Here is a 23,708-nt window from a genome sequence, read left to right as displayed (position 1 = left end):
GGGCGGGCGGCCCTGGGCGGCCCGGGGCGGCCGGACGCGGTCGGGCCCGGCGGGTCAGTGGGCCAGGTGGGTCAGCAGGAGGTCGGCGAGGCGTTCGGGGGTGCGCAGCGGGAGGTAGTGGTCGGCGGCCGGAACGAGGTGGCGCCGGGCGCCGGGGATGCCGGCGGCGAGCCGCTCGGCGATCGCCGCGATCTCCGGGTGGTCCCGGTCGCCGTGGACCACCAGGGTGGGCGCGGTGACCTCGCCGAGGCGGGGTTCGGCGGGCCGCTCGGGGGCCCCGGCGAGGAAGTGCTCGCTGACGATCCGGCGGGCCGCGTTCTCCTCGACCATCGCCGCGACCAGCTCACCGCCCGGCGCCGTCCGGCCCATGGCGGCCCAGACGGTCAGCTCCAGTTCGGCCAGGGCCGCCGCGTCGCCCCGGCGGCGGGCCTCGGCGTAGGCACCGGTCTCCGGGGACGGCGGCCAGTCGTGGCCGCTGACCGAGGCGCCGACCAGGCCCAGGGCGGTGACCCGCTCCGGATGGGCGAGGGCGAAGTCCAGCGCCGTCTCCCCGCCCATGCTCAGGCCGACCAGCGCGGCACGCTCCAGACCGAAGTGGTCCAGCACCGCGCGCAGGTCCCCGACGTCGTCGAAGGGCCGCCCCGGCGCGGCGGACCGGCCGAGGCCTCGGGCGTCGTAACGGACCACGTCGTGGTGGCGGACGAGCTCCGGGAGGACCGCGTCCCACAGCCGGGAGTCCATGCCGGAACCGTGCAGCAGGACCACCGGGCTGCCGGAGCCGCCGCGTTCCGCCCACAGCCGGCCTCCGCCGGGGGCGGGGAGCTCGGTTTCGGACCCTGGGCGACCGGTGTGCTGGCTCATGCGGCGATCCTCCCAGAGCGCCGGTTGCCCCGTTCCGACCTGTCGGAACGGGGCAGCGGGGCCGTCCCGCCCGGTCAGACGGGCCCTACGGAAGGCGGATCGGCATCAGGACGTTGAAGGTGCCCGTGCGGCCGGGGGTGCGGATGGCCAGGGGGGCGATGGGGCCGCCGAGTTCGAGCAGGAGCTGTTCGGGCCGACCGGCGTCGAGGGCGTCGAACGCGTCGAGGAGGAAGTCCCGGTTGACGGCGAGCCGGACGTCCTCGGGGGCCGTCGGAGCGTCGGCCGCCGGGTCGTCGGCGACGGTCAGCCGGCCGTCCCCGGTCAGGGTGAGGACGGTGACCGCGCAGTCGGCGCCGTCCGGGCCGGAGGGCAGGGTGCGGGTGGCGCCGGCCGCGACGGCGGCGCGCAGTCCGGCAGCGGGCAGGGCGATCCGGTGCTCCGGTTCGAGCCTGGTGACGGCCCGGTGGTCCGGGTAGTCGACGTCCGGGGCGGCTCCCTCGATCCGGTGCTCCCCCGCCTCGGCGCGGACCAGGCCGCCACCGAGGGTGAGCACCACCTCGGCCGCCGTACCCGAGCCGAGCAGGGCGCGCAGGGCGTCCACCAGCGGGGTCGGGACGATCGTGCCGGCCGTCGGCTGCTCGGGCGGGGCCCCGCTGGCGGCCGGGGCCACCACGGCGGGCAGCTCGGCGAAGGCCATCCGGTAGCGGTCGGTGGCGACCAGGCGCAGCACCGGGCCGTCCGGTTCGAACAGCACCCCGGCGAGGGCGGGTACCTCCGGGTCGCCGCAGACCGCGAAGCGGACCGCGTCCAGGGCGGCTGCCAGGTCCTCGGCCGGGACGGTGAGGCGGATGTCGGCGGGGTCGGTGGTCATCGGCTGCTCCCTCTGGTCGATCATCGCGTGGATCAGGGAGAGCTCCCGGCGGGCGTCGGCGAGGCCGTCCTCCAGACGCCGCAGGTGCACGTCGAGCACCCGGCGGGCCTCGCCGCTGCCGGGGGCGGCGCCGAGCACGGCGCGGATGCCCGTCAGCGGCAGGCCGACCCGGCGCAGCCGGGCCAGCAGCCGGGCGTCGGCGAGCTGGCCGGGCCGGTACCAGCGGTAGCCGGTCTGCGGGTCGACCCAGGCGGGGGTGAGCACCTCGGCGCCGTCGTAGTAGCGCAGGGTGCCGACGCCGAGGCCGCTGGCGCGGGCCAGTGCCCCGATGCTGTGCAGCTCGCTCTCCATGCCGGTCACCGTGCGGGCTCGACCTGGTCGAGGGTCAAGCCCGGCCGGCGCCGGGGCCTGGGCCGGTGCCGATGGCGGCTGCGGCGCTCAGTCACGGAAGGCCTCGTACGCGGGGGCGAGCAGGACGGCGAGGTCACGTCCGTGGACGGTGATGCCGGAGCGGCCGAGGCGGTGCAGGGACGGCTCGGGCGGCTCCTCCTCGGGCGGGGCGGGGCGCAGGGTGAAGTCGCCGCGCCAGTAGGCGGCGATGTTGACCACGGGGTTGGGCTGTGCGGTCACGCGTCCTCCTCGGCGACGGCGTCCTCGCGGGCGAGGGCGACCAGTTCGCGCAGCGCGTCGGCCGGAAGCTCGGTGAGCCAGTGCTCGCCCTCCCCCACCACCGTCTCGGCCAACGACCTTTTGGCGGTGAGGATTTCGTCGATCCGCTCCTCGACGGTGCCGACGCAGACCAGGCGGCGGACCTGGACGTCGCGGCGCTGGCCGATCCGGAAGGCGCGGTCGGTGGCCTGCTCCTCGACCGCCGGGTTCCACCAGCGGTCCAGGTGGATCACCTGGTTGGCGGCGGTCAGGTTGAGGCCGGTGCCGCCGGCCCGCAGCGACAGCAGGAACACCCGTGGCCCGTCAGGGGACTGGAAGCGGTCGACGAGTTCCTCGCGGCGCGCCCGGGACAGGCCGCCGTGCAGGTAGAGCACCTCCTCGCCGAGCCGGCGCTCCAGGTACGGGCGGAGCATCGTGCCGAACTCGGCGTACTGGGTGAAGACGAGCGTGCGGTCGCCCTCGGCCAGCGCCTCTTCCAGCAGCTCGGCCAGCCGGGCGACCTTGCCCGACCGCTCCCCCACCACCGAGCCGTCGTGCAGCAGTTGGGCCGGGTGGTTGCAGACCTGCTTGAGCTTGCCGATCGCGGCCAGCACCGTTCCGCGCCGCTCCACGCCCTTGATCCCCTCGACCCGCCGCAGCAGGTCGGCGACCACGGCCTGGTAGAGGCCGGCCTGTTCGGCGGTGAGGTTGCACCAGACGGTCATCTCCTGCTTGGCGGGCAGCTCGGCCGCGACCGCCGGGTCGGTCTTGAGCCGGCGCAGCACGAACGGCGCGGTGCGGCGCCGGAGTTCGGCGGTGCGCTCGGGGCTGCGGTGCAGTTCGACCGGGATCGCGTAGCGCTCCTTGAAGCGTTCGGCGGGGCCGAGCAGGCCGGGGTTGGCGAAGTCCAGGACGGCGTGCAGCTCGGAGAGCCGGTTCTCCACCGGAGTGCCGGTGAGCGCGATCCGGTGGCGGGCGACGGGCAGGGCGCGGATCGCCCGGGACTGCGCGGTGCCGGTGTTCTTGATGTGCTGGGCCTCGTCGGCGACCACCCGGCGCCAGCGGATCGCCCGCAGGGCGGCGAGGTCGCGCTGGACCAGCCCGTAGGTGGTGATGACGAGGTCCGTGCCGCGTACGGCTTCGGCGAGTCGCGCGGCGCCCAGCCGGCCGGAGCCGTGGTGGACGTGGCACCGGAGGGCGGGGGCGAAGCGCTCGGCCTCCCGCTGCCAGTTGCCGACCAGGGACATCGGGCAGACCAGCAGGGTGGGGCCGGTGTCGCCTTTCGCCTGCTCGGCCCGCCCAGGCCGCCCCGACTGCTCGGACTGCTCGGACTGCTCGGCCGGGCCGGACGGGCCGGACGGGCCGGGCCCCTGCTCGGCCTTCTCGACGGCCAGCAGGGCGAGGGTCTGGACGGTCTTGCCGAGCCCCATGTCGTCGGCCAGCACGGCGCCGAGCCCGAGCCCGGACATCGTCCGCAGCCAGGCCAGCCCGCGCTCCTGGTACGGGCGCAGGACGGCCCGGAAGTCCGGGGGCGGCACCGCCTCGGGGGCGGCGTCGGCACGCCCGGCGAGCAGGTCGCCGAGCGGGCCGTCGGCGCTCACGGACGTGACGGGCAGCCCGCCGACCGTGGCCTGCGGATCGAGGGCGAGCCGCAGCAGGTCGGCGGTGGCGAGCACGCCGTCGCGCCGGTCGGCGAGGAAGGCGAGCGCGGCGGCGATCTGCGCCGGGTCCGCCTCCAGCCAGGTGCCGCGCACCCGCACCAGGCCTTGTTTGGCGGCGGCCAGGTCGGCCAGCTCCTGCTCGGTGAGCGGCGCGCCGTCCGGGCCGATCGCGGCCTGCCAGCGGAAGGCGACCACGGTGTCCCGGTCGACCTGGCTGGTGACCGCGAGCGTGCCGGGCGCGGGCGGGGTGGTGGCGCGCAGGGCGAGTCCGAGCCGGGGGCGGCGGCGCCACCAGGCGGGCAGCAGCACGCCGAAGCCGCCCTCGGCGAGCGCGGGTGCGGCCGTGCGCAGGAAGTCCAGGGCCCCGGCGCGGTCGAGCGGCAGGACGGACGGGCGGGAGCGGTGGCGCAGCCCGTCCAGGACGGGCCAGCGGTGGGCGGCGCGGGCGAGTTCGGAGACCAGGACGGCGGTCGGGTCGCCGTTCGGGTCTCCGGCCGGGTCTCCGGTCTTGCGGGCGAGGGCGGCGTACGCGGCGCCGCCCTCGTGCAGGTCGGCGGCGCGGATCAGCAGGGACGGCTCGTCCACGGCCTGGAGCAGGAACTCCAGCTGCCAGGCGTCGTCGGAGGGGCGGCCCTCGGGGTCGTCGGCGTCGGGGCCGAGCGGTTCGAGCAGGCGGAAGCAGAGCCGCAGCGCGGGATCGCCGGGCTCGGCGGCCGCGTACCAGGCGTCGACCCTGCGGCGCAGTTCGGCGAAGCCGTCGGGCGGGACGCCGTCGAGGCCGCCGCCGGGGGTGGCCAGCGCGTGCAGCCAGTGCTCGGCGACGGCCTCGCCGGGTGCGGGGAAGGGGGTGTCGGCCAGGGCGGCGCGGGCCTCGGCGTCGACCAGCGCGCCGAGTGCGGCGGCCAGCAGGTCCTCTCCGGTGCCGGCGCCGTGCGGCCACTCCCCCAGCAGGACGGGCGGGCAGCCCGCCGCGAGGGCGGCGGCCTCGCGGCGCCCGGACGGGGTGGGGTCGGGCCGCCAGTGGGCCTGCGGGCGACCGTCGGCGAGGACCGGCAGCGGCAGCACCCGGCCCTGGCCGACCGTCCGCCAGGCGAGGTCGTGCACCCCGGTAAGCCAGCGCAGCGAGGGGCCGTGGACGACCTCGGTGCGCCCGGTGCCGGGCAGGTCGGTGCTGGTGACGGCCCACTGCGGGTCGAAGACCTCGCCGAGCAGCTGGGCGGCGGCCCCGGCGTCGAAGAGCAGCGCCGGCACCCGCCAGGGGGTGAGCACGGCGCCGCCGCGCGGCGGGGTGACGGGCAGGTCGGGCGAGGGCGCGGGGGCGGTGCCGACGGTGGGCAGCAGCAGGGTGGTCCAGCGCTCGGGGGCCTGTCCGGCGAGCCAGTCGAGGCCCGGGCCGATGCCGCCGAGCACGGCGGCCAGTGCGTCGGCCGGGCAGGCGTAGGGGTGGGCGCGCGGGGCGGGGCGGTCGGGCTGCGGCTCGGCGGCGCCGGGGTGGGCGCGGGCGTCCTCGGCCCAGAGCGCCAGCTGCCCGTCCGTCCGCCAGAGCGCGTGCAGGACGAACATCGGGGGCCTTCCGGGCTGGTGGCGGGCTGGTGGAACCGTCCTTCGCAGCCTAGCCGGGAGGGCTGACAGAGCCGGTCCGCTGAGCCGTTCGGGGGAAGTTCCGCGCTTGTGGTTGAAACTTGAACGAAACTGCCCTACGCTGGAGCCAACAAGTTGAAGCCTAAACAAATGGCTTCGGACCCGAGGAGGAGCCATGGGCCTTTTCAACCGCACCAAGACCACCGTCCCCGCCACCACCGTCCCGGCCCCGGTCGGCCCCGACCTCGCCCACCTGACCGGCGACTGGACGGTCGACACCACGCACAGCGAGATCGGCTTCTCGGTCCGCCACGCCATGGTGACCAACGTCAAGGGCCGCTTCACCGAGTACGACGGCAAGCTGCACCTGGACGGCGCGACCCCCGGCAACTCCTCGGCCGACCTCGTGATCAAGGTCGCGAGCATCGACACCAACCAGGCCCAGCGCGACGAGCACCTGCGCACCGGCGACTTCTTCGCCGCCGAGACCCACCCGGAGATCCGCTTCCGCAGCACCTCCACCGAGCCGCTCGGCGACGACGCCTACCGGATGGCCGGCGAGCTCACCATCAAGGGCACCACCCGCCCCGTCGTCCTGGACCTGGAGTACACCGGCAGCGCCACCGACGCGTACGGCGCCGAGCGGGTCGGCTTCGAGGGCAAGGCCGTCGTCGACCGCACCGACTTCGGGCTCAGCTACAACGCGGCGCTGGAGACCGGCGGCGTGCTGATCGGCGAGAAGGTCAAGCTCAGCTTCGACATCTCCGCCGTCAAGGCCGCCTGACCCGGACGCGCCGCCGGGCGGGCCCCCGCCCGCCCCCACGAGCACCGCCCCTGCCTACTCCCCCCGAGGCAGGGGCGGTTCGCGTGTCCCGGGCCCGGTCCGTCCGCTCACCGCCCGCCCACTCGTCGCCCGCCCGCCGCCGGCCCGACGGCTCCCGCCGCCCTCGCTACCCGGCCGGGAGCAGCGCCGCGTCCGCCGCCGGGAGCCAGCTGCCCGGCGGGCGGCGCAGCCAGCCCTCGGCGGCGCCGAGCCCGCCCGCCGCCGCGGCCAGCGCCCGCAGCCCCGGATGGCGCTCGCCGGGCCGGTGCACCAGGCTGACCAGGCTCAGCGGCACCGGCTCCACCAGCGGCACGTTCACCGTGCCGGGGATCCTCGGCCCGCCGACGGTGGTCAGCATCGGGTCGCCGTGCCGGACGAGGTAGCGGGCGGTCTCGTCCACGCCGACCGGCGGGACGTACGGGTCGGCCGCCGTCAGTCCGTGGTCGCGCAGCAGCCGGGCGCCGAGGTCGGTCCACTCGGTGGTGGCCGGGTTGCCCGCGCAGATGTCGACCGGGTGCCCGGCCAGTTCCTCCAGCCGCAGCCGCGGACGGGCGGCGAGCGGGTGGGTGTCCGCCATCATCACCGAGACCCGCTCCAACCGCACCGGCAGCTGGACGAGTTGGACGCGCACCGGGGCGGGCAGCCCGGCGAAGCGGCCGAAGGAGGCGTCCAGCCGGTGGGCCAGCAGTTCGGCGGCGGCCGCGGCCAGGCCGCCGTGGAAGCGGGCCAGCAGCTCCCCCTCCGGCCAGGCGGCGCGGGCCCGTTCCAGCACCCGGTCGGCGGTGAGGTCCGGGCCGGTCACGTCGCTGTTGAGGTCGAGCAGCAGCGGACGGGCGGCGCCCGCGCCGCCGGCCTCGGCGAGGATCTCGTCGTGCAGGGCGAGGAGCCGGCGGACCCGGGGCAGCAGTCGCTGTCCGGCCGGGGTGAGGCCGACGCTGCGGGTGGTGCGGGTGAACAGCGGGTCGCCGAGCAGCCCCTCCAGGGTGCGGATGTCCCGGCTGAGCGCCTGCTGGGCGATGTGCAGCCGCTCGGCGGCCCGGCCGAAGTGCAGGGTCTCGGCGGTCGCGACGAAGCCGCGGAGCAGACGGGGGTGCAGGTCACGGGGCATGGGCGGCAGATTAACAACAGGGTGTTGTGAGTGCGGCGGAACAGGTGTTGGACGGCGCCCCGCCCCCGCGCCCAGGCTTGCCGCATCCCCCTCGCCCTGCCCAGGAGCCCGATGCCCCCGCGCGCCCTCCCCGCCTCCTACCGGCGGCTGTTCACGGCCCCCGGCGCCACCGCCTTCACCCTGGCCGGCCTGCTCGGCCGGATCGCGCTGTCGATGACCGGCGTCTCGCTGGTGGTGCTGCTCTCCGAACGGCGCGGCTCCTACGGGCTGGCCGGGGCGGTCTCGGCGGCCGGTCTCGTCACCGGCGCGATCGGGATGCCGCTGATCGGACGGCTGGTGGACCGGTACGGGCAGGCGCGGGTGACGGTACCGGCAGCGGTCGGCAACGCCGTCCCGCTCACCGCCCTGCTGCTCTGCGTCCGGCTCGGCGCACCGGACTGGACCCTGTACCTGTGCTCCGCGGCCTGCGCCGCCGCGCCCAACCTCGGCGGCATGGCCCGCTCCCGCTGGGCGCACCTGTACCGGGACGACCCGGCCGCCCGGCACCTGGCCAACTCCTTCGAACAGGCGCTGGACGAGCTCTGCTTCATGGCCGGGCCGGTGCTCGCGATGCTGCTCTGCACGACACTCGCCCCGGAGGCCGGGCTGGTCACCGCCGGCACCCTCGGCACCACCGGCGCCCTGCTGTTCGCCGCCCAGCGGCGCACCGAACCCCCGCTGCCGCCCGCCGCACCGGACGGACGGGCACCGGGCGGACGGGCACCGGGCGGGCAGGCACCGGACGGGGAGCGGCGCCGCTCCCCGCTGCGGGTGCCCGGGCTTCGGGTGCTGGTGCTGACCTTCCTCGCCACCGGCATGGTCTTCGGCGCGACCGAGATCACCACCGTGGCGTACGCCGACGCGCTCGGGCACAAGGCGGTGGCCGGCGTGCTGCTGGCCCTGGTCGCGGCCGGATCCTGCGTGGCGGGACTGCTGTTCGGGCTGCTGACACCGCGCCGGGCCCCGGGCGCGCGCTTCCTGCTCGGCGCGTCGGCGATGGCCGGGGTGCTGCTGCTGCCGCTCGCCGCCGGGCTGGGCGGGGCCGGGCTCGGGGTGCTCGGGGCGGCGCTGTTCGCGGCCGGCACGGCCACCGCGCCGACCATGGTCACCGGGATGACGCTCGTCCAGGAACTGCTGCCGCAACGGCAGTTCAACGAGGGCATGGCGATGGCGGTGTCCGGCATCGTGGTCGGCATCTCGGCCGGTGCGGCGCTCGCCGGGACGGTCGCCGAGCACACCGCCCCCGGCACCGGCTACGCCCTGCCGGCCTCGGCCGCCGGGATCGCGCTGCTGATCGCGCTCGCCGGGCGGCGGCACCTGGCGGCGCCGAAGGGCGCGGCGGACGGTGCCCACCGGCCCGGGAAGGGGCCGGCGGATAATTCCGAGCGGGTTGTCAGTGGCTCCGTCTAACGTCGTGTCATGGCAGAAATCACCTACGTCCGAGGCGATGCCACCGCGCCCCGCGGCAAGGGCGTGAAGGTGATCGCGCATGTCTGCAACGACCTCGGCGGCTGGGGCAAGGGCTTCGTGCTCGCGCTCTCCAGACGCTGGCCCGAGCCCGAGTCGGCGTTCCGGCGCCGGCACCGGGAGCGGGCGGAGAACGACTTCGGCCTCGGCGCCCTGCAAGTGGTGCGGGTCGAGCCGTACGTCTGGGTGGCCAACCTGGTCGGCCAGCGCGGCATCCGGACCGGGCGCTCCACCGGGGTGCCCGTGCGGTACGAGGCGATCGACTCCGGGCTGGCGGCCCTGGGCGATCGCGCGCTCGACCTCGGCGCCTCCGTCCACATGCCGCGGATCGGCTGCGGGCTGGCGGGCGGGCGCTGGGAGCAGGTCGAGCCGCTGGTCACCGCCCGGCTGACGGCGCGCGGTGTGCCGGTGACGGTCTACGACGTCGACTGACCCGCCTCGACCGACCGGCCCTCCGGCGCCCGACAGCTTCGTCCACCGACTTCGGCCTACGACTTCGACCATCGACCTCGGCCTACGACGCGACCGACCCGACGACACGACTCACCCACGACTGACCCACGACAAGGGCCGGGCTACGGCTGCCCCGGCCAGGCGTACACGTACTCGGGCAGCAGGAACCCGCCCGGGAAGACACCCTCCTGCGCCCGGACCCGCACGGCGCCCTCACGCTCGTAGAAGGCGATCGCGCGGGTGTTGTCCCGCAGCACCTCCAGGAAGAGTTCGGCGCCGGGGTGCCGCTCGGCGACGAAGGCACGGGCCGCGGCCAGCAGGTCGTGCCCGATGCCGGCACCGGTCAGGCCCGGGCGCACGTGCAGGTTGTCGATCAGCACCCGGCCGTCCGGCTGCGGGACGAGGTAGATGAACCCGGCCACCTCGCCCGCCCGTTCGCCGATCAGCAGCTCGGGCGTGTTCTCCGGCTCGCCGTAGTCCGCGTCCAGCCGCAGTTCCCACAGCTCACGCCGCTGGGCGACCATCCCGTCGCCGAGCGCCGCCTCCGGGACGATCCCCCGGTAGGTGGTGCGCCAACTGTGCGCGTGCAGTCCGGCGACGTCGTCGGCGTCCCGTACTCCGCCGCGCCGGATCACGGTCTGCTCTGAACTGATCATGTGACCAGCCTCCCACAGAGATGGAGTTGAACATGTTCAACCGAAGCGTCTACAGTTCTGCCAGGATTTTGAACGTGTTCGAATCACGGGGGATGGTGGACGTGGCACCGGGTGCGGAGGGGGCAGCCGGTGCCACGAACACCGACACCGGATGGAGCCTCGTCTCCGGCTAGGCTCGTCCCCGTGGACGACCTGGCAGCGACGAACCGAGCGGACGGCGAGAAGGGTGCGGCCGAGGACTCGGCCGCACCCGGCGCGGAGAGCGGGCCCCTGCCCGGCGGCCGGGCACAGCCGAAGACCGACAAGAGTGAGGCGACCCGCGCCCTGATCCTGGAGACGGCCATGCGGCTGTTCCAGGAGCGGGGCTACGAGAAGACCACCATGCGCGCCATCGCCACCGAGGCGGGCGTGTCGGTCGGCAACGCCTATTACTACTTCTCGGCCAAGGAATTCCTGATCCAAGGGTTCTACGACCAGATGACGTACGACCATGCGGCGGACGCCAGGAACCGCATGGCCCATACGCGGGACTTCGCCGAGCGCCTGGAGATCGCGCTGACGTCCTGGCTCGACACGGCCGCGCCCTACCACGAGTTCTCCGCGCAGTTCTTCCGGACGGCCGCCGACCCGACCAGCTCGCTGAGCCCGTTCTCCAACGAGTCCCACCCGGCCCGGGCGACGGCGGTCGAGCTGTTCCGCGACGTCCTCCAGGGTTCGGAACTGGCACCGAAGCTGGACGCCGAACTGGTCGAGCTGCTGCCCGACGTGCTCTGGCTGCACCTCATGGTCGTGGTGCTCTACTGGGTCTTCGACCGGACCGAGGACACCGAGCGGACCCGGGAGTTCGTCCGCCGCTCCACCCCGATGGCGGCCCGGGTGATCAACCTCTCGCGCTACCGGGTGTTCCGGCCGATCGTCCGTGATGCCAAGGGGCTGATCCAGGACTTCATCCTGCCGACCATCGGCAAGACGGCGGTCAAGTAGCGCCCGGCGGACGTGGACCGCAGACGCCGGAGGCCGGCCCCGCCACGGGGCCGGCCTCCGGTCGTTCGGGACCTGCCCGTCAGAAGATGTCCGGGTTCCAGGCCCGCAGCGGAGTGCGCAGCAGCAGGTCCGCGGCGGCGACCGCGCCGGGGCGCAGTTCGGTGACCAGCCCGGCCGCGGCCAGCCTCGGGACGGTCTCGCCGCCGAGGTAGAGCGAGCCCAGCTCCGAGGCGCCGAGGGCGAGGTCGGCGTCGTCCGTGGTGCGGGTGCAGCGGCCGGTGCCGTCGGCGGCCGTCCGGAGCTCCCAACGGCCGGACGCGAAGCCGAGCTTGTCCTCGACCTCCAGCACCACCCGCCCGGCGGCGCCGTACGTCCGGGCGCCGAAGGCGGCCTCGACGTCCAGCACCCGGAGCCAGGTGAAGTCGGAGTCCTCCTCGTGAGGGGTGGCCGCACGAGGGTCCTGCAACAGCAGCGGCAGCGGGGAGTCCGGGGAGGCGTTGCCCACCGCGACCCTGGCCACCCAGTCGACGGACAGCAGGAAGCGCCACAGCTCGACCGAGGTGGGCAGGTCGAGGGCGGTGAACTCCTCGACGGTGAGCGTGCAGTCGGGGTAGGAGCCGTCCCACTTGCCGTCGACCCGGTAGACCGCCAGGCCGGTGACCGTGCCGTCGGCGTCCCGGTGGACGACCGCGAACGGCTCCTTGAAGTCGAAGCCCGGCACCTGGACCTCGCCGGTGGTCCGCTGCCACCACAGCTCGTCGCGGTCGATCGCGCCCGGCTGGGTGCGCCGCCAGCGGTCGTGCAGAGCGGGCCCGAGCTCGCGCACCTCCGCCATGGTCACGAAGTCGATCCGGCCGCCGGGAACACCCGGCAGGCCGTCGCGCAGGCCCCGGGTGCGGCGCAGGTCGATGCGCAGGCCGGCGCTCCGGGTGGCCGGGCCGAAACCGAACCGGCCGTAGATGTTGTACTCGGCGGCAACCAGGATGGCGACCGGCGTGCCGCGCTCGGCGGCGGCCGCGAGGTCCCGGCGCATCATCGTGCTGAGCAGGCCCCGGCGGCGGTGGGTGGCGCTGACCGTGACATGGCTGATGGCGTCGGCCGTGACGACCGCCCCGCCGGGGACGGTCAGCTCGGCATCGAAACTGCGGAAGGTGGAGACCTGGCGGTCGCCGTCGAAGCCGGCCAGCAACCGGCCCGGCTGCCACTGCCGGCGGCGCACCTCCGCCGCGCTCTCGATGCTCGAACGCAGGAAGCCGACGGCGAGCGCGCGGTCCCAGACCGCCACCTCGTCCTCGGAAATCGCCCGTACCAGGAGCCCGTTCACCGTGTCGACGGCGGTGTGACCGCTGCTGTTGCCCATGGGGTCACGGTACGGCGGCACCCGCGCGGCGGCACCCGGTTTATTCCGTGCCCCGGCCCCGGTGCTCCCCCGGTTCCACCACCCAGTGGTTGGTCCGCAGGACGCGGTCCGCGAAGTCCAGGTCCCGCTCGCCGACCAGCCGGAAGCCGAGCGCCCGGCAGATCCCGTTGGACGGGCCGTTGGTGGCCCCCGGGTTGGCGTGCACCGTGCCCCAGCGGCCGTCCGCGGCGGCGGCGTCCAGCACCCGGCGGACGGCCGCCTTGGCGAGGCCCCGGCCCTGGTACTCGGGCAGCACCATCCAGCCGATCTCGGAGACCGTCGCGCCGTCCTCCTCGGCCGACCAGAGCGCGACCGTGCCCGCGACCTCGCCCTCCCCGGCGCCGTCCGGGACGATCGCCTTGATCCAGCAGCGGTCCGCCGCCGCCTCGACGACGTCCTTGCGCAGCCGGTCCTCCACCCGCTCCCGGGGCAGCGGCCCGCCCAACTCGGCCATCATCACCGGGTCGCAGCGCATCCGGACGTAGGCCTCCACGTCCCCCGCCTCGACATCCCTCAGCCTCATGACGCCTCCCTGGAAACTCCGCGACGGTCCGGGCGGCCACGCTAGCGCGGGGCACCGACAGACGGCGGCCGGGGTCAGGGGCGGGCGTAGAAGTCCGGGGTGCCCATGATCCAGAGGCTGGCCTGTTTGACCGGCATGCCCGCGCGCGGGGCCTCGATCATCTGGTCGTCGCCGATGTAGAGCCCGACGTGGAAGATGTCGGCGGCGCGGCCGGTGTCGGTCCAGAAGACGAGGTCCCCGGGGCGCAGCTGGCGGTAGCCGATCCGGGTGCTCTGGGCGTACTGGTCGGCGGCGAAGTGGTTGAGCGGCCGGCCGCCCTCGCGCCAGGCCATCATGGTCAGCCCCGAGCAGTCGTAGCCGGCCGGGCCCTCGCCGCCCCAGATGTAGGGCAGGCCGATCTTGGACTTGGCGAAGGCCACGGCGGCGGCGGCGCCCTCGGCGGACCACGGGCGGGCCGGGGCTGCGGGCGGTGCGGCCGCCGGACCTGCGGGCGGTGCGGCGGCGGCCTTGGCGGCGGCTGCCGCGGCCTCGGCCGCCGCCGCTTCGGCGGCCTCGGCCTCCCGGGCGGCCTGTTCGGCGGCGGCCCGGGCGGCGGCTTCGGCCTCCCGGGCGGCGATCGCCTCCAGCGCCTCGCGCCGGGCCCGCTCCAGCTCGACGGTGGTGTTCCGGGCGGCGGCCAGTTCGGTGAGCAGCTGCTCGCGGCGCCGGGCGGAGGCGGCGACCGCGTCCCGCTGGGCGGCCAGCCGCTGTTCGGCCCGCGTCCTGGCCGCGCCGACCTCGACGGCGGCCTTCGCGGCGGACTCGGTCGCGGTGCGGGCGGCGGCGGCGGTGCTCCTGGCGGTGGCGGCCGTGGAGGTGGCGGCGTCCAGGATCTGCCGGGTGCGTTCGCTGGCCACGCCGATCACGGCGGCGCGGTCGCCCGCTTCGCGTGGGCCGTGGGCGCCGAGCAGCGCGTTGAACGCGGACAGTTCGGCGCCCGCGCCCTGACGGTACGTCTCGGCGGCGAGCCGGGCCGCGTCCTCGGTCGCCGCCGACCGCTCGGCCTCGGCGGCGGCGGCGCGCCGGGCGGCGGCGCCCTCCTCGGCGCGGGCCCGGGTGAGGGCGAGCTGGGCGCCGTTGTAGGCCTCGACGGCCTGTTCGGCGCCGCGTCCGGCCCGGTCCAGCTCGGTCCGGGCGGCGGTGAGCGCGGCTTCCAGGGCGGCGGCCGAGGAGGCCTTGCCGGCGGCCTCGGCGCGGGCGCGGTCGATCTCCTCGGTGCTCGGGTACGGCTCCTCCCCGCGCGCCCGGCCCGCGGCCGGTTCGGGGTCGGCCCGGGCGGCCTGGGCGGCGGGCAGCAGCCCGAGCAGGGCGGTGAGCGACAAGAGGAGGGTCGGCAGGAGCCTGCGCGCCACGCCACTTCCCTTCTGACGGGTCCGGAGGGGAGGGCGACGGACGGGTGCGCGGCGCACGGGCGGGCGGTGGCCGGGCGGCAGCAAATCCGACGAATCATCCCATCACGTGACAGAACGGTCACATGACGCTCATGTTCTCAATTCCGAGGGCGTTCACACCTCGAAAGCGCTCCGCCGGTCGAGTGACCATCGGATGATCCGACCAGGGCTCGACTCCGGCCGGACGCCCAGGGTATGCGAACTACCGGTGGATCCGAGGGGTGTGCGTCCGCAGCCGGGGGTGTCGCACGGGCCTCCGCTCCACCCCGGTCGGACCGACCGCGTACGTCCGGCTGCGCCCGGCCCGGACCGTACGGCGGCGCTGCTGCGCCCGGTGGGTGCGGCCCGGGCCGGCCCCCGTGCCGCCGTGCTCCGGGCCGTCCCCGGCCGGTGACTGCGCCGCCCCGGCGGAGGCCGCCGAGCGGCGGTCGGCCAGCCGGGCCCGGCGCCGGGCCAGGGCCCGGGCGGCGTGCGCGTCCAGGTGGGCGCTGGCCCGGGCGGCCATCCGCTCGGCCACCCGGTGCGCGGCGGGGTGGTTGGCGGGCACCTTGTCGGGGGCGCCGGCGATCAGGTCGAAGAGCCAGGTGCGGGCCTGGTCCGCGCGCCGGTGCAACAGGCGCTCGCGCCGCAGCGCGCGCGCCCGGCGCCGGGGGCGCGCGGTGTACCGCCAGCGGGCCCAGGGACTGCTCGGCCGGGCCAGCCTGATCGCGCCGATCCAGGACAGGCCGGGGATCATGATCCCGAGCAGGCCGGTCCACATCTTGCCCTTGAGCAGGGTGATCACCGAGGCCAGCGCGTTCACCGAGATGATCGTGATCAGGCCCCACTTGGTGTCCTCGCCGGGCAGCGCGCCGAACGGCACGTACCCGATCAGCAGCAGGGCGGTGAACAGGATCCCGAAGATCACCGCGTCCACCGACTTGCGGCCCTGCTCGCCCCAGTAGACGTCGTCCAGGTGCAGGATCAGCGCGAACTCGTCCAGCACCAGGCCGCAGCCGATGCCGAAGGCCAGCCCGAACCAGTCCATCCACGGCTGCCCGCCGTAGGTGGCGAACACGCCCACCCCGCCGAGCAGCAGGAAGCCCAGGCCGAACACCATGTGGTGGATGTGCAGGCCGCCGGGGGTCACGTTGCCCGGCCACCAGCTCACCTGGGCCCGGATCATCCGGACGCTGAACCGGATGAAGACGAAGGAGGTGATGAAGCCGACCAGCAGCAGGAACAGCGGTTGCTTGTGCGCGTTGACGATGTGCTCGCGGTAGCTGTCCAGCAGTGTGGTCATGCGTCTTACCTTCGTTCCTGGTCCTGCGTCCTGTCCGGTGTGACATGGCCCGGGGCCCGACGGGCCTCCGACCCGGGTCAACGCGCGGTCAGAACCCTCGGGTGCGCTTGGCCGCCCGGCGCGGCACCACCGGGTACAGCGACGGGAGCTCGGCGCCGACCGGCAGCTTCAGGAAGAGCCGGGCGATCTCCCCGCCGAGGTTCACCCCGATCGCCAGCGCCATCGCGATCGCCGCCGCCCGGAAGACCGACACCAGGCCGGTGCCGGAGTGCCCCTGGGCGAAGGCGAGCATCCCCAGGTAGAGCGCCGAACCCGGCATCAGCGGGCCGATCGCGGCGGTCACGTACGGCAGCGCCGAGCCGTTGCGGTAGCGCGCCATCAGCTGGCCGAAGAGGCCGACCAGGCCGGCCGCCACGCCGGTCGCCGCGATCGGGTTGACGCCCGCGTTGAACACCAGCGCGCCGTAGCTGGCCCAGCCGATGCCGCTGTTGACGGTGACCAGGGCGAGCGTGCGGCGGTCGGTCTGCAGCAGCGTCGCGAAGGCCAGGGTCAGCACCATCGCGGCCACCATCTGGACCGGCGGGTAGTTGACGCCCACCAGGCTCTCGTCCGGGCGCAGCTTCGCCTCGAAACCGACGCCCAGGTAGAGGATCACCATCACCCCGATCACGATGCCCGCGACCAGGTAGATCACTTCCAGCAGCCGGGCCGCGGCGGTGATGTAGAAGCCGGTCAGGCCGTCCTGGACGGCGGCCACCAGGGCGCGCCCGGGCAGCAGGGCGAACAGGCCACCGGTGATCACCACCGACCCGCGCAGGCCCCAGTCGTTGAAGGACAGGATGATCCCGGAGGCCGCAGCGGGCATCGCCGCCGCCACGAACTGGTAGAACTCCGGCAGCCGGCGCTTGGCCAGTGCCGAGGCCAGCCGGTCGCCGAGGACGGCCGCGACGAAGGCGCTGGCGAAGACCAGCCAGGCCTTGTCGTCGATCCGCCCGCCGACCAGGAAGGTCGCCGCGCCGGCCAGCAGGCCGGTGGTCAGGGCCAGCAGCCAGCCCGGGTACGGGTGCCGGTTGCGGCGGATCAGGGCGAGCCGGCGGTACGCGTCGTTGACCGTCACCCGCTCCGCGGTGATGTCCGCGACCAGCTGGTACACCGCGTTCAGCCGGGTGTAGTCCGAGGTGCGGCGGCGCACCACCCGGTCGGCGGTGACCGGCGGCTCGACCAGCGAGGGCTGGTGCGAGATGCCGATCAGGGTGAAGGTCACCTGCGGCTCGCAGCGGTCCAGCCGGTAGGCGTGCGCGATGCCGAGCATCGCCGCCTCGACGTCCTCGGCGGCCTCGCCGCTGGCCAGCAGCAGCTCGCCGATGCGCAGGGTCAGGTCGAGGATGCGGGGGACGTTGCGGGCCGGGTTCGCGGAGGGGTGCATCTCGCGGGCGGTCCGCTCGAAGGCGGGGCGCTCGGACATCGGGGTGCGCAGCAGCGTGCGCATCCGGTCCGGCCAGGGCGCCTCGCCGGGGGCGCCGGCGGTCAGCTCGGGGATCGGGATGCCGGTGGGCGGGGTGTAGCCGGCCGCCCGCCACTCCTCGGGGGTGAGGGTGTCCTCGGCCGAGCGGCGGCGGGCCGGGCGGGCGTCCCGGGGGGCCGCGTCCCGGGGGGCCGCGTCCCGGGGGCGCAGGTCGACGGTGAGCTCGGGGTGCGGCTCCGCGCCCGGCCCCGCTCCCGCCTCCGGGCGCGGAACGGGCGCGAGGGCGGGCGCGGGGGCGGGCGTCGGGGCCGGCCCGGGGGCGGGCTCGGGCTCGGGCGCCGCTACGGGCGTCGGCTCGGGCGCCAGCAGGCCCTTCGTCTCCAGGACGGGCGGGACGAACGGGACGACGACGGTCGGCTCGACGACCGGGGCGGGGTGGCCGAGCAGGCCCTCGGTGGGCGGGGCCTCGGCGGGATGCACCGGCGTCGGCGGCGCCTGCCGCGGCTGGCGGACCGCCCGGCCTCCCCTCGCCCGCTTGCCCGCACCCGGTCGGCCCCGCTTCGGCACTTCCGCTCCTTGCCGCCCCTGGCGGCCGTCGGCCGCCGTTCGATCTCGGGTTACACCTTGCCTGATCGAACAGCCGGACGCACATGTACGCGACGTCCCACGGCCTGGGCGGCGGGCGCCTACCCGGCGCGGTTCCGGACGGCGGGGGCCGCGCCGGACCGGCGGGCCCGCAGCAGTTCGACCGCCACCGGGACCACGGAGAGCAGCACGATCCCGACCAGGATGGCCTCGATGTTGTCCCGGACGAACGGGATCTGCCCCAGGAAGTAGCCGAGCACGGTGACACCGCCGCCCCACAGCACGCCGCCGACCACGTTGAACAGCACGAAGCTGCGGTAGTTCATCCTGCTCACCCCGGCGACGATCGGGGTGAAGGTCCGCACGATCGGCACGAAGCGGGCCAGCACGATCGCCTTGGGCCCGTGCCGCTCGAAGAAGGCGGCGGCCTTCTCGACGTTCTCCTGCTTGAAGACCCGGGAGTCCGGGCGGCGGAAGAGGCCCGGTCCGACCTTGCGGCCGAAGAGGTAGCCGACCTGGTCGCCCGCCACCGCCGCCACCACGATCAGCGCGCAGACCACCCACAGCGGCTGGTGCAGGTAGGTGCCGCCGGCCACCAGCAGCCCGGTGGTGAACAGCAGCGAGTCGCCGGGCAGGAAGAAGCCGATCAGCAGGCCGGACTCGGCGAAGACGATGGCCAGGATGCCGACCAGGCCGAAGGTGGAGATCAGGGTGGTCGGATCGAGCCAGGACGGGCCGAGGGCGAGGCTGGTCACGGTGCGGGCACTCCCGGAGGTCGAGTCTTGGCAATGGAATGGTAAAGCATTGACAAAGACTCGTCCCGGGGGCGGATGGTTCCCGGGCCGGGGGCTCGCCCCGGCGGCGAAGCAGCCGGGGCGAGCAGGAGGAGCCGGAGGCGTCAGAGGCCGTAGCGCTCGACGATCTCCTCGTGCCGGGCGACGTCGGCACCGGCCGCCTCGGCCAGCGCCGACCAGGCCAGCGGGTGCGGCCAGTCGCCCGTCAGCCGGTGCAGCAGCGCGTCGGCCTCGGCCGCCGAGGCGGTCGGCGGCACCCCGACGGCCGCGTAGATCCCGGGCAGCGTCTCCTCGTCGGCCGCCGGGTCGGTGATCCGGTACTGGTCCCCGCTGTAGGCCCAGACCGCGTAGCCGGCCTCCTGCAGCCGCTCGCGCAGGGCGGCCCAGGTGTCGTCGCCGGGCCAGCCGCCGTCGATCCAGTAGGTGGTGTACCCCGCCGGGTCGAGCAGGGTCAGCTGCCGGAACACCGGGCGCCAGCGCCGGCGCTCCTCCTCGGGGGCGTCCTCGGCCGGCGGGTGCTCCAGCAGCGCCGGGGCGAAGACCACCACGTCGCCGTGGTTGAGCGTCAGGTCCTCGCCGAGCACCGGCAGGATGCGGGCGGTGGCCGGTCCCGTCCGGACGGCGGGCAGGTCGGCCGTCGTGCCGTTGGTGCGGGTGGCCCTGACCGTGACCAGCTGCCACTCCTCGTCCACCGGGCCCTCGGGCTCGTCGAACTCCAGGTCGAGCAGCGCGCCGGTGGAACGGACCACGGCCCAGTCCCGGTTGGCGGTGGCCGCGGTGATCAGGTGCCAGAGGTCCGGCTCCTGGACCTGCCGGTGGACCTCCTCCGCCGGGGCCGCGTCGACGGGCAGGGCGCGCTCCAGCAGCTCCTGGTAGAACCGCTGCGCGGTCGCGTGCTCGCCCAGCTCGGTGGCGGCGCGGGCGGCCAGCCGCCGGGTGTTGAGCACCTCGTCGTCCAGCGCCAGGATCGTCCGGCACCGCTCCAGCGCCTCGGCCCAGCGGCCTTCGGCGGCGGCCCAGCGGGCGCGTATCCAGTGCCCGTCGGCCGGCGCGTCGGCGGACAGCCGGTCGGCGAGGCGGCGCACGCCCTCGGCGTCCCCGGCCTCGATCAGCACCTCGCCGAGCGTGCCGGTCAGCTCGCGGTCCCCCGGGTCGGCGTCCAGCCGCTGCCACAGCAGGTCGGCCGCGGCGCGGTCGTGGCCGAGGCCGCCCAGCACGGTGGCCAGGAGCACCGCCAACCCGGTGGCGCCGGCCTGCTCACCCCGGTACCGGTCCAGGGCGACGGAGAGCAGGTCGGCGGCGGTCTCGTAGGGCACCCCGGCCTGGGCCAGGTGGGCCTCCAGCTCGCCCGGCGGGACGGGCAGCTCGGGCTCGGGCAGCGCCTCGGCGGCCGCGCGCAGGGCGGCGACCTCCTCCGACACGCCGTCGGTGCGGCGCAGGCTGGTGAGCTTGCGCTCCCCGGTCGCGGCGAGCGTCAGCGCCACCGTGCGGGCGCCGCGGGCGAGCGCGAGCCGGCCCGCCGCCAGCAGCAGGTCCACGCACGGGCGGTGCGCGCCGACGCCGTCCAGGTACCCGGCCCAGCCGGCCAGGACGGCGCCCAGCTCGGCGTCGTTCTCCCAGGCGCCGGCCGTGACCAGCAGCTCGACCGTCTGCGTCCAGGTGGCCCGCAGGTCGGCGTGCCGCTCGGCCTCGGTGCGGTCCGGGAGCAGGGCGATCGCCTCCTCGGTACGGCCGAGCGCGGCGAGCGAGCGGGCGCGCAGCGCGGCGCCCCAGCGCCGGTCGCGCTCGTCCAGCTGGTTCCCCTGCGCCTGCTCGGCGCGCTCCGCCGTGTCCAGCAGCTCCAGCACCTCGTCGTACCGGCCCAGCAGGTGCAGGGTGCCGGCCCTGGCCTGGTGGAAGCGGAGCGAGACCTGCTGGCCGGCCGCGCGCATCCGGTTGGCGGCGGTGTCCAGGTGGTCGAGCGCCTCGGCGGCCCGGCCGTCGTCCTCCAGGGCGTCGGAGTACTCGCGGGAGAGGCAGTCGTAGCAGGCCCGGGCGGGCTCGATCCGGTCCAGCGTCTCGCCGACCACCTCCAGCCGCTCGGCCACGTACCCGGGCCCGTCGACCCGGGCGTGGCAGATCGCGAAGTCCTGCACCACGCAGACGGACTGCGGGCAGCCGGCCGTCTCCTCCCGGTGGGCGAACTCCAGCAGGTCGATCGCCTCGGGCAGCACCGCCTCGCCCTGCTGGCGCTTGTTCAGCAGGTTCTGCATCCGCCAGTGCCGCAGGTAGACCTCGACCCAGGGCAGGCCGAGCGCGCGGGCGGCGGCGACCGCCTCCGGGTGGAGCGCGTCGAGCTGGTCGTTGCGCCCCTCGGTGGCGTGCCCGGGCAGCTCGACGATGGCGTCGGCCAGCCGGTGGTGGCCGGCCTCGGCCAGCTGCCGGTGGGCGTCGCGCACCCAGGCCCAGATGTCGGTGGTCATGCTGCTTCCCCCTGCGTCGTACCGATGAGTTGTCTACCGCGGGCCACTGACAGTCCGTCCGTCACGCTTCGTCCGACAGGGCGCCGGGGCTGTCCGGGACGTCCGGCAGGCCGGCCGGGACGGCGGCGGTCAGCGCGGAGACCGCGGTGCCGATGCCGGTCAGCGCCGCGGTGAGGTCCCCCTCGGCGGGGCCGGCGGAGGCCGCCGCCATGATCACCTTGAGCGAGCGGAGCAGTCCGGCCGCGGTGGCGCTGCCGGTGTGCCCGGTGCGGTAGGCGGCGAGCAGGTCCAGGACCGCCGGGCAGGCCAGGTTGAGGTAGAGCCGGGCCCTGACCTCGCCGTCGGTGCGGGCGGTGAAGGCGCGGGCCAGCCGCAGCGCGGCGGACGGGATCCGGGCGTCGGCCCGGTCGTCCTCGATCCGCGCCTTCAGCTCGGCCTCGCGGTCCGGGACCAGCACCAGCGGCAGGCCGGGCGGGTCGAAACGGGCCGGGACGAGCTGCTCGCCCGGGTCGGCGAGGGCGCCGGCCAGCCAGGCCGCCTCGCCGTCCGGCAGCGGGCGCTCCGGGTCGCGGAACAGCTCGCGGTCGCCCCGCTCGCTGCCCAGTTCGACCAGCCGGCAGCCGCGCAGCTGGGCGTAGCGGCGCAGGAACGGCAGGACGGCGTAGCGGTCGCCGCGCGCGATCGGCACCCGCATCGCCCGGTACAGCATCTCCTCGAAGCCGCCGCCGCTGCCGAGCGCGACGTGCACCGCTCCGCCGCCGGCGGCCCGCAGCGCGCCGGCGGTGAGGTCGCCCTGCGAGGTGGGTACCGGGACGTCGTCGGCGAGCAGGGTGAACAGCCGCTCGTCGCAGAGCGCGGCGCCGAGCAGGTCCTGGCCGTGCCGGGTGAGGATGCGGCGCCAGGCGGCGGGGCGCAGCCGGGCGGTCTCGTACAGTCCGTCGACGATGGCGTCGGTGAGGGCCTCGCGGAGGGCGCGGTAGTGCTCGTCGCGCTGGAGGTCCTCGCGGCTGGCGGTGGGGGTGAGCCGGTTGGACTCGACCACGCCGCCGATGAACCCGGCCCAGCTGGGCAGCAGGTCGCGGGCGTCCTCGGCGAGCAGCATGCCGCGCAGGTAGACGGCGAGGTCGCGGTTGTCGCTGCTGCCGTAGGTGCCGCCGTCCTGGACCCAGAGCAGGCCGACCGCGTCGGTGGCGCCGTCGACCGGGTGGACGGGGAAGGCGGTGAGCGGCTCGAAGCGGCGGCCGAAGGCGGTGGCGAAGCGCATCCGGGCGGCGTACGGGTCCCCGTCCGCGCTCCGGCGCCAGGGCACCTCGACGGAGTTGACCGGCTGCTCGTCCTCGCCGACGTACACCGGGATCGGCAGCAGCACGCAGTAGCGGCCGAGGACGTCGCGCAGGGTGTCCTCGTCGGCGAGGTGGGCGTGCTCGGCCTTGAGGGCCAGCTCGACGACCGTGCCCGGGCGGTGCCGGGCGGGGACGGGGTCGACCTGGTACTGCTCGCCGCCGCGGCTGCGGTAGCGGTGGCCGAGGTGCGGCTCGCGGTGCGAGGTGGTGGTGACGGTGACTTCGTCGGCGACCGAGAAGGCGGACAGGAAGCCCAGCCCGAAGGCGCCGATCAGCTCCTGGTTGCCGGTCAGTTCGCGCAGCATGCGGGTGTAGCCGGTGCCGACGGTGGCGAGGTAGGAGTGGATCTCCGGCTCGGTCAGGCCGGCCCCGGTGTCCTCGATGGCGACGGTCCGCCGGGCGGCGTCGGCGCGCACCCGGATCAGCGGGCGGTGGTCGCCCTCCGGGTCCTCCAGGAGTCGGCGGGTGTGCGAGTCGTGCGCGTTCTGGACCAGTTCGCGCAGGGCGACCAGCGGGGTGGAGTAGAGGTGGGTGGCGAGGACGTTCACCAGGCCGCCGAGATCGACCTCGGTCGTCCGCAGATCCTCGGCAGGGGTGGGCTCGGGCGGGGCACCTTCAGACATGGGTCCCCAGTGTGCCAGTGCGACAATCGGCCCACCATTTCTTTCCTCTTGACGGAATGACGGAATGCGGTCAACTCCCAATTGACCAGGTCTCCACCATCGGGGGAATTGCCACCCGTCCGGTGGAGTTCGTCCACACCGCTGGTGAATGCTGGACGGGCGACGCCAGGCAACGGCGCTCCGGAGCGGCCACTCCGGACGGCGCCACAATTCGCACGTCCAGTCAGGGAGACCAGCGTGTCCCGTTTCCGCGCAGCCGCCTTCACCGCCCTCGGGGCGTTCCTCCTCGTCGGCGTCGGTGCCGCCACCGCGCACGCCGACAACGGCGCCGCCGCGACCGACCACTCCAACGGCAGCGTCGTCAGCAACACCGGCTCCGACAACATCATCGGCACCGTCCACGGAAACGTGGTCAACACCCAGCAGGCCGCCACCGGTTCGGGTGCGAGCAACCAGAGCAACGGGCTCGCCGCGGCCGGCAACGGCGGCAACATCGGCGCCCTCCAGGGCAACGGCAACGTCGACGCCCGGGTCTACTACCCGCACGTCCTCTACTAGGGCCCGTATTTGGTTGTGATCAATTTGCGTGATTCGCCTGCGTGGGCAGGCCCTGATCCGGTAGACCATGTTGCGTGACGCGAGCGCAACTA

19 protein-coding genes are annotated in these 23,708 nt (G+C 75.2%); 5 read left to right on the top strand and 14 right to left on the bottom strand.

The window, feature by feature from the left end; all coding sequences use genetic code 11:
* Window positions 1-54: 54 nt before the first annotated feature.
* The 4 genes from ACFQ6N_RS10160 to ACFQ6N_RS10145 all read right to left on the bottom strand — a co-directional run bounded on the left by ACFQ6N_RS10160 (window position 55) and on the right by ACFQ6N_RS10145 (window position 5,604).
* Window positions 55-861, bottom strand: coding sequence for an alpha/beta fold hydrolase (locus ACFQ6N_RS10160; protein WP_380648276.1), 807 nt, complete (start codon window positions 859-861; stop codon window positions 55-57).
* An 85-nt stretch (window positions 862-946) separates the two neighbouring features.
* Window positions 947-2,083, bottom strand: coding sequence for a MerR family transcriptional regulator (locus ACFQ6N_RS10155; RefSeq protein WP_380648274.1), 1,137 nt, complete (start codon window positions 2,081-2,083; stop codon window positions 947-949).
* 87 nt (window positions 2,084-2,170) lie between these two features.
* Window positions 2,171-2,362: a hypothetical protein gene (locus ACFQ6N_RS10150; protein ID WP_380648273.1), complete on the bottom strand. Its 192-nt coding sequence runs from the start codon at window positions 2,360-2,362 to the stop codon at window positions 2,171-2,173.
* Window positions 2,359-5,604 (bottom strand): SNF2-related protein, encoded by a 3,246-nt coding sequence (locus ACFQ6N_RS10145; protein ID WP_380648272.1) that lies wholly within the window; start codon window positions 5,602-5,604, stop codon window positions 2,359-2,361. Before ACFQ6N_RS10145 ends, ACFQ6N_RS10150 begins: the two co-directional genes overlap by 4 nt.
* Window positions 5,605-5,797: 193 nt before the next feature.
* On the opposite strand from ACFQ6N_RS10145, the gene ACFQ6N_RS10140 reads away from it, so the two are divergent.
* Window positions 5,798-6,406, top strand: a complete 609-nt coding sequence (locus tag ACFQ6N_RS10140) for a YceI family protein (protein ID WP_380648271.1) — start codon at window positions 5,798-5,800, stop codon at window positions 6,404-6,406.
* A 166-nt stretch (window positions 6,407-6,572) separates the two neighbouring features.
* On the opposite strand, the gene ACFQ6N_RS10135 is transcribed toward ACFQ6N_RS10140, so the two are convergent.
* Window positions 6,573-7,553, bottom strand: coding sequence for a LysR family transcriptional regulator (locus ACFQ6N_RS10135; RefSeq protein ID WP_380648270.1), 981 nt, complete (start codon window positions 7,551-7,553; stop codon window positions 6,573-6,575).
* A 111-nt stretch (window positions 7,554-7,664) separates the two neighbouring features.
* On the opposite strand from ACFQ6N_RS10135, the gene ACFQ6N_RS10130 reads away from it, so the two are divergent.
* Together ACFQ6N_RS10130 and ACFQ6N_RS10125 are read left to right on the top strand one after the other, a co-directional pair.
* A complete protein-coding gene (locus ACFQ6N_RS10130; protein ID WP_380648269.1) occupies window positions 7,665-9,002 on the top strand; it encodes an MFS transporter in 1,338 nt (445 codons plus the stop codon).
* Between the two features lie 9 nt (window positions 9,003-9,011).
* Window positions 9,012-9,491, top strand: a complete 480-nt coding sequence (locus ACFQ6N_RS10125; RefSeq protein ID WP_380648267.1) for a macro domain-containing protein — start codon at window positions 9,012-9,014, stop codon at window positions 9,489-9,491.
* 143 nt (window positions 9,492-9,634) lie between these two features.
* Here the strand turns inward: ACFQ6N_RS10125 and ACFQ6N_RS10120 are convergent, their stop codons facing one another.
* Window positions 9,635-10,168, bottom strand: a complete 534-nt coding sequence (locus tag ACFQ6N_RS10120; RefSeq protein WP_380648265.1) for a GNAT family N-acetyltransferase — start codon at window positions 10,166-10,168, stop codon at window positions 9,635-9,637.
* A 183-nt stretch (window positions 10,169-10,351) separates the two neighbouring features.
* On the opposite strand from ACFQ6N_RS10120, the gene ACFQ6N_RS10115 reads away from it, so the two are divergent.
* Window positions 10,352-11,152 (top strand): TetR family transcriptional regulator, encoded by an 801-nt coding sequence (locus ACFQ6N_RS10115; RefSeq protein ID WP_380648263.1) that lies wholly within the window; start codon window positions 10,352-10,354, stop codon window positions 11,150-11,152.
* Between the two features lie 79 nt (window positions 11,153-11,231).
* On the opposite strand, the gene ACFQ6N_RS10110 is transcribed toward ACFQ6N_RS10115, so the two are convergent.
* The 8 genes from ACFQ6N_RS10110 to ACFQ6N_RS10075 form a co-directional block, all read right to left on the bottom strand.
* Window positions 11,232-12,512, bottom strand: coding sequence for a GNAT family N-acetyltransferase (locus ACFQ6N_RS10110; RefSeq protein ID WP_380648261.1), 1,281 nt, complete (start codon window positions 12,510-12,512; stop codon window positions 11,232-11,234).
* Between the two features lie 40 nt (window positions 12,513-12,552).
* A complete protein-coding gene (locus ACFQ6N_RS10105) occupies window positions 12,553-13,074 on the bottom strand; it encodes a GNAT family N-acetyltransferase (RefSeq protein WP_380648259.1) in 522 nt (173 codons plus the stop codon).
* A 74-nt stretch (window positions 13,075-13,148) separates the two neighbouring features.
* Window positions 13,149-14,465 (bottom strand): C40 family peptidase, encoded by a 1,317-nt coding sequence (locus ACFQ6N_RS10100; RefSeq protein ID WP_380648257.1) that lies wholly within the window; start codon window positions 14,463-14,465, stop codon window positions 13,149-13,151.
* Window positions 14,466-14,706: 241 nt separating this feature from the next.
* Window positions 14,707-15,786, bottom strand: coding sequence for a hypothetical protein (locus ACFQ6N_RS10095; protein WP_380648255.1), 1,080 nt, complete (start codon window positions 15,784-15,786; stop codon window positions 14,707-14,709).
* Window positions 15,787-15,874: 88 nt separating this feature from the next.
* Window positions 15,875-17,731, bottom strand: coding sequence for a threonine/serine exporter ThrE family protein (locus tag ACFQ6N_RS10090; protein WP_380648254.1), 1,857 nt, complete (start codon window positions 17,729-17,731; stop codon window positions 15,875-15,877).
* 206 nt (window positions 17,732-17,937) lie between these two features.
* The gene (locus ACFQ6N_RS10085) at window positions 17,938-18,591 is read right to left on the bottom strand and encodes a DedA family protein (protein WP_380648251.1); all 654 of its coding nucleotides are present in this window, start codon (window positions 18,589-18,591) and stop codon (window positions 17,938-17,940) included.
* A 143-nt stretch (window positions 18,592-18,734) separates the two neighbouring features.
* The gene (locus ACFQ6N_RS10080; RefSeq protein ID WP_380648249.1) at window positions 18,735-21,092 is read right to left on the bottom strand and encodes a tetratricopeptide repeat protein; all 2,358 of its coding nucleotides are present in this window, start codon (window positions 21,090-21,092) and stop codon (window positions 18,735-18,737) included.
* Window positions 21,093-21,153: 61 nt separating this feature from the next.
* On the bottom strand, window positions 21,154-23,058 hold the full coding sequence (locus tag ACFQ6N_RS10075) for an ATP-binding protein (protein WP_380648247.1): 1,905 nt from the start codon (window positions 23,056-23,058) through the stop codon (window positions 21,154-21,156).
* A 237-nt stretch (window positions 23,059-23,295) separates the two neighbouring features.
* Between ACFQ6N_RS10075 and ACFQ6N_RS10070 the strand changes: the two genes are divergently transcribed.
* Window positions 23,296-23,616 carry a hypothetical protein gene (locus ACFQ6N_RS10070; RefSeq protein ID WP_380648245.1) on the top strand — a complete coding sequence of 107 codons (321 nt, stop codon included), beginning with the start codon at window positions 23,296-23,298 and terminating at the stop codon, window positions 23,614-23,616.
* The last annotated feature ends 92 nt before the right edge of the window (window positions 23,617-23,708 follow it).

Source organism: Kitasatospora sp. NPDC056446, from assembly GCF_042796115.1.
Taxonomy (GTDB): domain Bacteria; phylum Actinomycetota; class Actinomycetes; order Streptomycetales; family Streptomycetaceae; genus Kitasatospora.
The sequence above is the reverse complement of the archived record's forward strand: the minus strand, read 5'-3'. Positions and strand labels throughout refer to the sequence as shown.

What these genes read in the sequence shown, in the direction of transcription:
- ACFQ6N_RS10110 (WP_380648261.1), bottom strand. Translation starts at nt 12,512, where the DNA reads ATGGGCAACAGCAGCGGTCACACCGCCGTCGACACGGTGAACGGGCTC.
- ACFQ6N_RS10080 (WP_380648249.1), bottom strand. Translation starts at nt 21,092, where the DNA reads ATGACCACCGACATCTGGGCCTGGGTGCGCGACGCCCACCGGCAGCTG.
- ACFQ6N_RS10145 (WP_380648272.1), bottom strand. Translation starts at nt 5,604, where the DNA reads ATGTTCGTCCTGCACGCGCTCTGGCGGACGGACGGGCAGCTGGCGCTC.
- ACFQ6N_RS10140 (WP_380648271.1), top strand. Translation starts at nt 5,798, where the DNA reads ATGGGCCTTTTCAACCGCACCAAGACCACCGTCCCCGCCACCACCGTC.
- ACFQ6N_RS10125 (WP_380648267.1), top strand. Translation starts at nt 9,012, where the DNA reads ATGGCAGAAATCACCTACGTCCGAGGCGATGCCACCGCGCCCCGCGGC.
- ACFQ6N_RS10095 (WP_380648255.1), bottom strand. Translation starts at nt 15,786, where the DNA reads ATGACCACACTGCTGGACAGCTACCGCGAGCACATCGTCAACGCGCAC.
- ACFQ6N_RS10105 (WP_380648259.1), bottom strand. Translation starts at nt 13,074, where the DNA reads ATGAGGCTGAGGGATGTCGAGGCGGGGGACGTGGAGGCCTACGTCCGG.
- ACFQ6N_RS10075 (WP_380648247.1), bottom strand. Translation starts at nt 23,058, where the DNA reads ATGTCTGAAGGTGCCCCGCCCGAGCCCACCCCTGCCGAGGATCTGCGG.
- ACFQ6N_RS10120 (WP_380648265.1), bottom strand. Translation starts at nt 10,168, where the DNA reads ATGATCAGTTCAGAGCAGACCGTGATCCGGCGCGGCGGAGTACGGGAC.
- ACFQ6N_RS10135 (WP_380648270.1), bottom strand. Translation starts at nt 7,553, where the DNA reads ATGCCCCGTGACCTGCACCCCCGTCTGCTCCGCGGCTTCGTCGCGACC.
- ACFQ6N_RS10160 (WP_380648276.1), bottom strand. Translation starts at nt 861, where the DNA reads ATGAGCCAGCACACCGGTCGCCCAGGGTCCGAAACCGAGCTCCCCGCC.
- ACFQ6N_RS10155 (WP_380648274.1), bottom strand. Translation starts at nt 2,083, where the DNA reads ATGGAGAGCGAGCTGCACAGCATCGGGGCACTGGCCCGCGCCAGCGGC.
- ACFQ6N_RS10130 (WP_380648269.1), top strand. Translation starts at nt 7,665, where the DNA reads ATGCCCCCGCGCGCCCTCCCCGCCTCCTACCGGCGGCTGTTCACGGCC.